The organism is Caulobacter sp. FG7, from assembly GCF_057808875.1.
Window position 1 is genome coordinate 75362 of record NZ_JBMDIW010000008.1, and the last position, 9474, is coordinate 84835.

Consider the following 9474-nt stretch of genomic DNA (forward strand, 5'->3'; position numbering starts at 1 on the left):
GGTCAGTTCACCATCTGGATCAGGGTGTCGAACAACTCCTGCACCATCGAGACGAGCTGAGCGTTGGCCTCGTACTGCGACTGGTAGGTGGTCAGCAGGGCCAGTTCCTCGTCGACATTGACGGCGGTGGTGTTCTGCAGCCGCGTGGTCGCCGCCTCGTAGGTCGACTGGGCGCTGGCGGCGCTGGACGAGGCGTTGGCGACGAGGGTGGCCGCGCCCGAGACGAAGCTCGAGGCATAGGACGACAGGCTGACGGTCTTGGCCGCCTGGTCGCCGGCGGCGGCGAAGCTCAGCGTGCCCGACAGCATCGCGGTGAGCTTGTCGACAGTGGTGCTGTCGGAGGTCGACAAGGCCCGGTCGCCGGCCGCCAGCGTCGTGGTGGTGTCGAGGGCGGCGCTGGCCAGCAGGCTGTAGTCGCCCGACAGCTTGGACGAGACGGCGATGTCGGCGGCGGTCGAACCCGAGAACAGGTCGTTGAAGCCGAAATAGTCCGAGAAGCCCTGCGCTGATGCGCCCACCGAGGCGCCGATGTCGCCCAGGGCCACGCCGTTGGCGCTGCTGTCGGCGGTGATCGAGAGCTTGCCGTCCGAGCCGATGCTGGCCGACAGGCCGTCGACGGCGTCCAGCGCGCTGACCAGGTCGGCCAGGGTCGAATAGGCCGACAGGTCGATGTCCTGGGTCGACACGGTCGAGCCGCTGGAAGCGACGACGGCCACCCGCAGCGTACCGGTCGCCGAGAAGGCGTCGGCGCTAGAGACGGTGGAAGCGCTGGTCAAGGCGTTGGGCGCGGGCGTGGCCGAGCCGGCGTTGCTGATGGCGTTGACCTGGGCGATCAGCGTCGAGGCCAGGGCGTCGAGCTCGGCCTGCTCGTCCACCAGCGTCTTGTCGCGCAGGGTGACCAGCGCGCCCAGTTGGCCGGACTCGAGGCTTGCGGTGACGTCCTTGCCGTTCAGCGTGATCCCCGAGATCGAGGTCGGATAGGCGCTGGTCGAGGAAAGCGCGCTGGAGGCGGTGTAGGAAAGCTTGGCCGCCGTCGTGCCCAGGAGCTGGTCGCCGCCGGTGGTGTAGACCACCAGGCGGTTGTCGGAGGTGGTGTAGCTGCTGACCCCGATCAGGCCCGACAGGGTGGTCAGCGCCGCGTCGCGCTGGTCCTGCAGGGCGGTGACGTCGCCGCCCTGGGCGGTGACCGAGACGATCTGGTCGTTCAGCGAGGCCAGGGTCGAGAGCGTCGAGTTGATGGTGTCGACCGTGGTGGCGATCTCGGCGTTGGCCTGGGTGCGCAGGTCCTGGATCGAGGCCGACAGGCTGCTGATCCCCGCGGCCAGGTCGGAAGCGGCCGAGACCGTCGCGGCCTTGGCCGTGTCGCTGTCGGCGCTGGCCGACAGGGCGGTCAGGGCGCTGGAGAAGGCGTCGAGCAGGCTGGACAGGTCATCGCCGCTGTCCACCGAACCGAGGGCGGCGTCGTAGGACTGCATGTAGGTGTCGATCGTGGAGGCGTAGCCCGAGGCCGCCGCCGTCTTGACCACGGTCTTGGCCAGATAGGTGTCGGCCGCCCGCTGCACGGTGGCGCTGGAGGCCGAATTCAGGGCGGTGGTCGCCGTCGTGCTGACCGTCTTCCTGCTGTAGGTCAGGTCGTCGGCGTTGGCCACGTTGGCGTTGGCCACCGCGATCTGCATCTGGGCGGTCGACAGGGCCGACGAGGCCGAGCTGATGATCGACGACAGCGACATGGCGTCAGTCCTTGCGCCGGCGGTGATCGCGCAGCGACGCCACCCCGCCGCGATAGCCGGCCTGGGCGCTGAGGCCGCGGTTCACCGCCTGGATGCGCACGCGCTCCTGGGCCATCTCGGTCTCCAGGCTGGCCATGCGGTCTTCCAGCGTCGCCTGCACCTCGTGCAGGTTCGACAGCATGAGCAGGCGCTGGTCGTCCGACAGCGCCGACAAGCCCTCGGCGATGCTGCGGGCCAGGGCGCGGGCCTCCTCGACCGACGAGACCACGGGCGTCTTGGGATCGCGGCGGGCCTTCTGGGCGCGGGTATGCAGGCGTTCGATCGTGCCCATGACGCTCACCGGACCGCCTGGATCAGGGTGTCGAACATGTCGCTGGTGGCGCTGATCACCTGCGAGGCGGCCGAATAGGCCTGCTGGGCGATGATCATCTTGTTGAACTCGGTCGCCGTGTCGGTGGTCGAGCCCTCCAGCGCGCTGGCCACCAGGCTGCCGGCGTTGCCCTCGCCCGGCAGGTTCAGGTGCACCTGGCCGGCGGCGGTGTTCTCGTCATAGACCGTGCCCGAGACGTGGGTCAGGCCGTTGGGGTTGCTGAAGGTGGCGACCGGGATCTGGTAGATCGCCAGGCTGACCCCGTTGTCGAAATTGGCCGTGACCAGGCCGCTCTCGTCGATGCTGATCCCCGACAGCTCGCCGTAGTTGGCGCCGTCCTGCTCGAAGGTCGGGCTGATCGACAGGGTCGAGGAGGTCGAGGCGTACTGGGTCAGGCCGTCGGTGCCGCCCGTCGAGCCGAGGTCCAGCACGATGGCGCTGTCGGCCGCGCCGGTCGACAGGCCGGTGATGCTGATATTGACCGGCGACGGGTCGGTCGTGGCCAGGCTGCCGTCGGAGTTGAAGGTGACGGTCACCGTGCTCGGGCTGATCGTGCCCGAGGTGGTCGTGCTGTCCTTGGTCAGGGTCGGGTCCGACAGGCTCAGCGACCAGGTGTTGTCGCCGGTCTTGGTCCAGGTCTGGCCGACCGTGTGGCTGACGCCCAGGGAGTCGATCACCTCCATGCTGGTGTCGAAACTCTGGCCCGTCGTGGCGTCGGCCGGCAGGTTGGCGGCCATGCTCACCGTCGAGGTGGCCTTGGCCGTGCCGCTGATCGAGTCGAGATTGATCGCCGACAGGCTGGTCAGGTCGCTGGTGTTGGACGCCAGGACGGCGCCGTCGGAGTCCGTCGGATAGCCCATCAGGTAATAGCCTTCGCTATTGACCAGATAGCCGTTGGCGTCCGTCGAGAAGCTGCCGTTGCGGCTGTAGACGAGGTCGCTGCCGCTGTCGCCGGCATTGGCCGCGACCACGAAATAGCCCGAGCCGTCGATGGCGATGTTGGTCGCCACGCTGGTGGAGGAGATGGCGCCGGTGACGTTCAGCGCCTGGTTGGTCTTGGCCACCACCGAGCTGGTCGAGGTGTTGGTGCCCATGGCGCCGCTGACCAGCGACTGGAACGACACTTCGGTCGTCTTGTAGGCGGTGGTCGAGGCGTTGGCGATGTTCTCGGAGATCGCCGACAGGGCGATGCTCTGGGCCGAAAGGCCCGAGACGGCGGTCGAGAGGGCGGAGGACAGGCTCATGTTTGCGGCCCCCTATTCCGAGGCCGAGGCGAGCAGCTGAACCTGGGTCAGCAGCGACGACATGTTGTCCGACATCGTCGTCAGCGTGTCGTTCATGTTGATCTGCTGCTCGAGCGACGAGTAGGTCGCCAGCTGGCTGGTGAACTCGGTCGGATCGGTCGGATCCAGCGGGTTCTGGTTGGTCAGCTGCGTCATCAGCAGCTTCAGGAAGTCGGTGGTGCCAAGCTGCAGCGTGCCGGACGAGCTGCTGGAGCTCGTCGTGCTGGTGCTCGTCGCCGAGGAGACGGTGGTCATGGAGAAAGCCCTCCGGTGAAGTCGGTCCGGTCGCTCTGGGCGCCGATCGACGGGTTCAACGGAGGCTCCGCGCCGGATGGGGCGGATTATTTTTAGGGGCAGGGGGGAGCGAAAATAATCCGCCCCATCGTCGGCGGACGTCCCGTTCAACCCGTCGAAGCCAGGCCGTCAGAACGGCGGACAGCTTCCCGACCGGACTCTCCCCCGGCCGGACTCCAGACAGAGAACCGGACTAGAACATGCCTGTTATCTCCACCAACACGGCCGCCAACACCGCCCTGCGCTACCTGAACAACAATTCGGCGGCGCAGAGCGAATCCCTGGCGAAGCTGTCGAGCGGCTCGCGGATCGTCAGCGCGAAGGACGACGCCTCCGGCCTCGCCATCGCGACGTCCATGAACGCCGACATCACCGTGCTCAACCAGGCCGCCACCAACGTGACCAGCGGCACTTCGGTGCTGAACACCGCGGACGGCGCCCTGTCGAACATCGCCGACATCCTGCAGCGCATGAACTCCCTGACGGCCCAGGCCCAGTCGGGGACGTCGAGCACTGCCGACCTGTCGTACATCAGCGCCGAGTACGAACAGCTGACCGAAGAAATCGACGACATCGCCAAGACGACGACCTTCAACGGCGTCACTCTGCTCAACGGTGACAGCAACTACACCGAGGGCACGGGCGTGGATTTCATGGTCGGCACGTCCAGCACCGATGTCATCAAGGTCGAACTGGGTGAGGCCAACACCACGGGGCTGAACCTGACCGTCACCTCGATCACCTCCACCAGCGACGCCGTCGCTGCCATGGACGAGATCGACTCGGCGATCACGGCGGTCTCGAAAATGCGCGCCGACGTCGGCGCCACCCTGTCGCGCTTCGAGTTCCGCGGCGACGTGATCTCCACGTCGCTCGAGAACCTGGAGTCGGCGGCGTCGGCGATCACCGACGTGGACATCGCCGCCGAGCAGACCAACTTCACCAACGCCCAGACCCTGACCAGCGCAGCGATTTCGGCCCTCAGCCAGGCCAACTCGATGAGTCAGTCGCTTCTGAAGTTGCTGCAGTAGTCGCTCGCGTCGCGATGGCGGGGGCCTGGCTCCCGTCGTCCTGCAGACTGGCGGGGGAGCCCTTCGAGGCTCTCCCGCCGACTTTCCGGACATTGCCATGACGACCACCAGCAGCGTCTCGACCTCGGGGTCGACGACCTACCTGACCGGCACGATCTCGGGGCTCGACACCGACTCCCTGATCGAGGCGGCCGTCGCCCAGAAGACCGCCCGCGCCGACACCATCGACGCCAAGGTCACGGCCAACGAGACCAAGATCGCCTCGTACCAGTCGCTGCAGACCCTGCTGCAGGCGATCTCGGATTCGATGACCGCGCTGGCGGGCACGACCTACAGTTCGGTCACGACCACCACCAACGCCTTCGACGAGAAGAGCGCGTACCTCACCGCCTCGGACGGCACGGACGCCACCTCGGTGATCGCCGTCGACGCCGACAGCGACGCGGTGGCCGCCTCCTACGAGATCACGGTCACCCAGCTGGCCAAGGCCATGAAGGTGACCTCCACCGCCCAGATCGCCGGCACGGCGCTTGGCCTGTCGGGCGTGATGTCGGTGGGCGTCGACGGCGGGACCGCCGCCGAGATCACCGTCACCTCGACCATGACGGTCAGCGACATCGCAGCAGCCATCAACGCCAAGACCAGCACGACCGGCGTAACCGCCACCCTGATCACCAGTTCGACCGGCACGCGGCTGGTCATGTCGACCAGCGACACCAACCAGCAGCTCGCCCTGTCGTCGGTCTTAGGCGACGACATCGGCCAGTCGCTGGGCCTGACCGACGCCAGCGGCGCCTTCGCCAACGTACTGCAGGCCGCCCAGCCCTCGATCGTCACCATCGACGGGGTCGAGATCGAGAGCGACGGCAACGAGCTGACCGATGTGGTGCCGGGCCTGTCGATCTCGCTGCTGCAAGCCACCAGCGGCCAGACCATCACCCTCGACATCGAGGCCAACTACGACGACATCAAGACGGCGATCACCGACTTCATCGACGCCTACAACGCCCTGCGCGCCTTCGTGGTGACCAACCAGACGGTGGGCTCGGGCGGGGTGGTGGCCGACGACGCGGTGCTGTTCGCCGACGGCATACTGCGCGACGTCAATCGCCAGCTGAACGCCCTGCTGGGCGGCAAGTCGGGGTCGGACGACGAACTGACCGACCTGTCGGCCCTGGGCATCACGCTCAACAGCGCCAACCAGCTGGAGCTGTCGGACGAGACCTCGCTCGACAACCTGTTGCTGACCGACCTGTCCAGCGTCGCGGCCTTCTTCGAGACCAAGTTCGAGGCCAGCGACAGCAACCTCAAGCTCCTCAAGAACGACACTACCCTGTCGTACGACTTCGACCTGGAGGTCACCGTCACCGACGGGGCGATCTCCAGCGTGTCGGTGGGCGGCGACTCGAGCCTGTTCACGATCTCGGGCAGCCGGATCATCGGCGCGACCGGGTCGATCTACGAGGGCCTGTCCTTCGCCCTGGCCAACCCGACCAGCGGCACGATCTCGGTGCAGATCACCCAGGGCTTCGCCAACCTCATCATCAGCCTGATGAGCGACTACGCCAACACCACGACCGGCGTGATCCAGCAGCGCATCAACACCCTCGACACGGTCAACAGCAACCTGACCGAACAGTCGGAGACCATCCGCGACAACGCGGAGACGTACCGCACCAAGCTGATCGCGAAATACTCGGCGATGGAGACAGAGCTCTACGCCGCCCAGATCCTTCAGCAGCAGATCAAGGCCATCCTCGGAGCCAGCAGCGATGACGACGACTAACAGCCAGGCGTTCAGCGCCTATGCGGCCTCCAGCCGCCTGACCGCCAGCCCGCGCGACGTGCTGGCCTCGGTGCACGAGGAGCTCTACCGGGCCGTCGGCTCGGCAAAATTCGCCCACGAGCAGGGGCGGCTGGATCAAATGTGCCGACACGCCATGCGTGCGACCCAGATCCTCACCGTGCTGTCGACGAGCCTGGATTTTTCGGCGGCCGGACCGGACGGCAAGACGTTGCGCAGCTTCTATCAGTACGTGCTCGACAGCATGGTTCGCGCCAGTCGCCGCAAAGATGTGTCGAATTCGTATCAAATCGTACTCGACTTGTTGCGCCCGTTCTGCAAAGAACTCCGTTCTGAAAAATAGAAACTCGTCGACGTATTGCAAATGTATCAGATGAATTCGGTGATGCAGTTATCTGATATATGGCATGCTGTTTGCCAATCCCATTGCGATACAGCGATGGAGGCGAGTAATCGCCATGGCGAATTCAGCGATGATTGCGACGGGCGAGTTCGGGTTGGCGGACGCCCGCTCGGACGAAGACCTGTTCCTGGCTTGCCGTGACGGCGACCAGGTGGCGTTCCGGGTGCTGGTCGATCGGCATCTGCGGATGGTCCGGCGGCTGGCCCTCAACGTCCTGGGCGACGTGCAGGAGGCCGAGGACGCGGCCCAGGAGGCATTTATTGCCGCCTGGCGCGCCCGCGAGCGCTGGACGCCGGAGGCGCGGTTCTCGACCTGGCTGCACCGCATCGCGGTCAACAAGGCCATCGACCGTCGCCGCGTCCGCAAGGCCGTGCCGGAAAGCCAGGAGGTCATCACCCGCCTGGCCGACGCCGAGGTCCAAGGGCCGGCCCAGGCCGACGCCCTGGCCAACCTCGAACGGTCGGAAGTCGCCGTGACCCTGCAGCAGGCCCTTGGCAAGCTGCCGGACACCCAGCGCCAGGCTTTGACTTTGTTCTATTTCGAAGAGCTCGAGGTCGGTAGAATCGCCGACGCCATGGGCTGTTCGGAACAGGCGGTCCGCTCGCTCCTGAAACGGGGCCGGCAGGCCTTGAAGACGAGACTCCAGAGGCAGAAGAAGATCTGTGGCTATGGACCTGAAACTGTTCGAAGCGCGCCTGAAGGCGCTGGGCGCACGGCTTGACCGCTGGCCCGAAGACGAGGCGGAGGCTGCGCTCGACCTGCTGACAACCTCGGAGGCGGCGCAGGACCTGTTCGCGCAGGTGACGGCCCAGGACATGGGCGTGTTCGACGACGCCGGCGGCGATCTTTCGCCCCTGGCCGACCGCATCGCCAGGAACCTCTGAGCGCGCGACGCCTTGATGCCGTCGAGATCGGCGGGGCATCTTCGCCGTCGAAAGCGAGGGTCCGCATGCTGCTTCGACGATTGGTTCCCGGCCTGATGCTGTTGGCCCTGGCGGCCCCCGAGGCCTTCGCCGCTTCGGATCCTATCGATCCCCAGAAGGAATACTCGCCGGCCTACGACCGCTGCCTGAGCAGCGGCGACGCCATCAAGGGCGTCACCGTGGCCATGGCCGGCTGCACCAACGAAGAACTTCAGAAACAGGACGCCCGCCTGAACCGCGCCTACAAGGCGGTGATGGCCAGGCGCTCCAAGGCCGAGCAGGCCAAGCTGCGCACCGTCCAGCGGGCCTGGATCAAGCGCCGCGACGCCGAGTGCCGGGAAGACCTGACCGGCGGCACCATCGACATGCTCAACATCAGCGGCTGCCACCTCAGCATGACCACCGTGCGGGCGGTCGAGCTGGAGCGGATGGTCAGGCGCTAGTTTCGGCCAGGCGCTCGGCTTCGGCCAGGAGAGCGCGCAGGACCGCAAGGTCCGGATCGGGCGGTCCGGCCGCGATCGCGCGCCGCCGGATGGCCTCCAGCGCCGGATCGCGGATGGCGACGCTTTCGAAGTCGTCCCAGTCCCACTCGCCGCCCGTGTCGTCGATGAAGTCGCGCAGTATGGCGGCCACTTCGCCCGGTGAGCGCTGAACGGTCCGGGCGCCGGGCAGCAGGCCGGCGACGAGCGCGACGGGCAGCGCCAAGGGGGCCAGTAGAACGGCCTTCCAGCCGGTGAGTACGACGCGGGACGAGTTGCGCATGCGCCAAGTCTCCATCTTCGAGCGAACTTGGCAAAGGGGCTTCCCGAGCGCCGCCTACGCAGAACCCCTTATGCGGCGCTCCCGAATTTACCCGCACGAAGAGTAGGGGGAATGTGCCGGTGTCGGGGCGGCGTCTTTCGCCCCCATTCCTTCGGGAGCCGTCTGATGCTGTCGCCCCTTCGTTTCGAGCCCGCCTACGCCCAGCCGGCCCTGCCGGTCGCCGCCGCCAGCGTCATCCGCTACGCGGCCGGCGAGGAGATCTTCGCCGAGGGAGATTCCGCCGACCACGTCTACGAGCTGGTCGAGGGCACGGTGCGCACGGGCCGCCTGCTGCGCGACGGCCGCCGGCAGATCGACGCCTTCCACTTCGTCGGCGAGGCTTTCGGCTTCGAGGCCGGCGATGTGCGGCGCACCACGGCCGAGGCGGTCAGCGAGGTGACGGTCCGCATCGTTCGCCGCCGGGCGCTCAGCGACCTGGCCGCTCGCGACGGGCAGGTCGCCCGCCAACTCTACCAACTGACCATCTCGGGGTTGCAGCGCAGCCAGGACCACGTGCTGATGCTGGGCCGTCGCAGCGCCTGCGAGCGGGTGGCGGGCCTTCTGCTGCTGTTGGCCGACCGCACCGGCGAGGCGGCCTTCGACCTGCCGATGAGCCGCCAGGACATGGCCGACTATCTGGGCCTGACCATCGAGACGGTGTCGCGCACCCTGACCGGCTTCCTGCAGGAGGGGCTGATCGCCCTGCCGACCGTGCGCCATGTCGAGCTTATGGATCGCGAGGCGCTGGAAGCGCTCTGCGAATAGGCCTGGGCGAATAGCAAAACGGCCTCCCCGCCGGGGCGGGAAGGCCGTTTGGAAGTCGTGGCGAAACCCT

12 protein-coding genes are annotated in these 9474 nt (G+C 66.9%); 7 read left to right on the plus strand and 5 right to left on the minus strand.

Features of this window, described 5'->3' with window-relative positions; all coding sequences use genetic code 11:
- Positions 1-2: 2 nt before the first annotated feature.
- From flgK to ACODR1_RS08570, 4 genes are read right to left on the minus strand one after another with little or no spacing between them, the layout of a single operon-like run.
- Positions 3-1730 carry a flagellar hook-associated protein FlgK gene (flgK, locus tag ACODR1_RS08555; protein ID WP_488880066.1) on the minus strand — a complete coding sequence of 576 codons (1728 nt, stop codon included), beginning with the start codon at positions 1728-1730 and terminating at the stop codon, positions 3-5.
- 4 nt (positions 1731-1734) lie between these two features.
- Positions 1735-2061 carry a hypothetical protein gene (locus tag ACODR1_RS08560; protein ID WP_488880067.1) on the minus strand — a complete coding sequence of 109 codons (327 nt, stop codon included), beginning with the start codon at positions 2059-2061 and terminating at the stop codon, positions 1735-1737.
- Between the two features lie 5 nt (positions 2062-2066).
- The gene (gene flgE / locus ACODR1_RS08565) at positions 2067-3344 is read right to left on the minus strand and encodes a flagellar hook protein FlgE (RefSeq protein ID WP_488880068.1); all 1278 of its coding nucleotides are present in this window, start codon (positions 3342-3344) and stop codon (positions 2067-2069) included.
- A 12-nt stretch (positions 3345-3356) separates the two neighbouring features.
- Positions 3357-3638 (minus strand): flagellar hook capping FlgD N-terminal domain-containing protein, encoded by a 282-nt coding sequence (locus ACODR1_RS08570; protein WP_101720058.1) that lies wholly within the window; start codon positions 3636-3638, stop codon positions 3357-3359.
- Between the two features lie 239 nt (positions 3639-3877).
- Between ACODR1_RS08570 and ACODR1_RS08575 the strand changes: the two genes are divergently transcribed.
- The 6 genes from ACODR1_RS08575 (at position 3878) to ACODR1_RS08600 (ending at position 8281) form a co-directional block, all read left to right on the plus strand.
- Positions 3878-4708: a flagellin gene (locus ACODR1_RS08575; RefSeq protein ID WP_488880069.1), complete on the plus strand. Its 831-nt coding sequence runs from the start codon at positions 3878-3880 to the stop codon at positions 4706-4708.
- 97 nt (positions 4709-4805) lie between these two features.
- Positions 4806-6494 (plus strand): flagellar filament capping protein FliD, encoded by a 1689-nt coding sequence (fliD, locus tag ACODR1_RS08580; RefSeq protein ID WP_488880070.1) that lies wholly within the window; start codon positions 4806-4808, stop codon positions 6492-6494.
- On the plus strand, positions 6481-6855 hold the full coding sequence (locus tag ACODR1_RS08585; protein ID WP_101720055.1) for a flagellar protein FliS: 375 nt from the start codon (positions 6481-6483) through the stop codon (positions 6853-6855). The genes fliD and ACODR1_RS08585 overlap by 14 nt, the downstream gene beginning before the upstream one ends.
- Before the next feature lie 115 nt (positions 6856-6970).
- Complete coding sequence (locus ACODR1_RS08590; protein ID WP_488880071.1) at positions 6971-7636, plus strand: RNA polymerase sigma factor; 666 nt, start codon at positions 6971-6973, stop codon at positions 7634-7636.
- Positions 7584-7799 (plus strand): hypothetical protein, encoded by a 216-nt coding sequence (locus ACODR1_RS08595; protein ID WP_488880072.1) that lies wholly within the window; start codon positions 7584-7586, stop codon positions 7797-7799. Before ACODR1_RS08590 ends, ACODR1_RS08595 begins: the two co-directional genes overlap by 53 nt.
- Before the next feature lie 65 nt (positions 7800-7864).
- Entirely contained in the window at positions 7865-8281 is a 417-nt protein-coding gene (locus ACODR1_RS08600; protein WP_488880073.1) for a lysozyme inhibitor LprI family protein, read from the plus strand.
- Here ACODR1_RS08600 and ACODR1_RS08605 read toward each other — a convergent pair.
- Positions 8271-8600 carry a hypothetical protein gene (locus ACODR1_RS08605; RefSeq protein ID WP_488880074.1) on the minus strand — a complete coding sequence of 110 codons (330 nt, stop codon included), beginning with the start codon at positions 8598-8600 and terminating at the stop codon, positions 8271-8273. The two genes, ACODR1_RS08600 and ACODR1_RS08605, sit on opposite strands and share 11 nt — an antisense overlap.
- A gap of 165 nt (positions 8601-8765) precedes the next feature.
- Here ACODR1_RS08605 and fixK point away from each other — a divergent pair, with 165 nt between their 5' ends.
- The gene (gene fixK / locus ACODR1_RS08610) at positions 8766-9404 is read left to right on the plus strand and encodes a transcriptional regulator FixK (protein WP_488880075.1); all 639 of its coding nucleotides are present in this window, start codon (positions 8766-8768) and stop codon (positions 9402-9404) included.
- Positions 9405-9474: the final 70 nt, after the last annotated feature.

What these genes read in the sequence shown, in the direction of transcription:
- flgK (WP_488880066.1), bottom strand. Translation starts at nt 1,730, where the DNA reads ATGTCGCTGTCGTCGATCATCAGCTCGGCCTCGTCGGCCCTGTCGACC.
- ACODR1_RS08560 (WP_488880067.1), bottom strand. Translation starts at nt 2,061, where the DNA reads ATGGGCACGATCGAACGCCTGCATACCCGCGCCCAGAAGGCCCGCCGC.
- flgE (WP_488880068.1), bottom strand. Translation starts at nt 3,344, where the DNA reads ATGAGCCTGTCCTCCGCCCTCTCGACCGCCGTCTCGGGCCTTTCGGCC.
- ACODR1_RS08570 (WP_101720058.1), bottom strand. Translation starts at nt 3,638, where the DNA reads ATGACCACCGTCTCCTCGGCGACGAGCACCAGCACGACGAGCTCCAGC.
- ACODR1_RS08575 (WP_488880069.1), top strand. Translation starts at nt 3,878, where the DNA reads ATGCCTGTTATCTCCACCAACACGGCCGCCAACACCGCCCTGCGCTAC.
- fliD (WP_488880070.1), top strand. Translation starts at nt 4,806, where the DNA reads ATGACGACCACCAGCAGCGTCTCGACCTCGGGGTCGACGACCTACCTG.
- ACODR1_RS08585 (WP_101720055.1), top strand. Translation starts at nt 6,481, where the DNA reads ATGACGACGACTAACAGCCAGGCGTTCAGCGCCTATGCGGCCTCCAGC.
- ACODR1_RS08590 (WP_488880071.1), top strand. Translation starts at nt 6,971, where the DNA reads ATGGCGAATTCAGCGATGATTGCGACGGGCGAGTTCGGGTTGGCGGAC.
- ACODR1_RS08595 (WP_488880072.1), top strand. Translation starts at nt 7,584, where the DNA reads ATGGACCTGAAACTGTTCGAAGCGCGCCTGAAGGCGCTGGGCGCACGG.
- ACODR1_RS08600 (WP_488880073.1), top strand. Translation starts at nt 7,865, where the DNA reads ATGCTGCTTCGACGATTGGTTCCCGGCCTGATGCTGTTGGCCCTGGCG.
- ACODR1_RS08605 (WP_488880074.1), bottom strand. Translation starts at nt 8,600, where the DNA reads ATGCGCAACTCGTCCCGCGTCGTACTCACCGGCTGGAAGGCCGTTCTA.
- fixK (WP_488880075.1), top strand. Translation starts at nt 8,766, where the DNA reads ATGCTGTCGCCCCTTCGTTTCGAGCCCGCCTACGCCCAGCCGGCCCTG.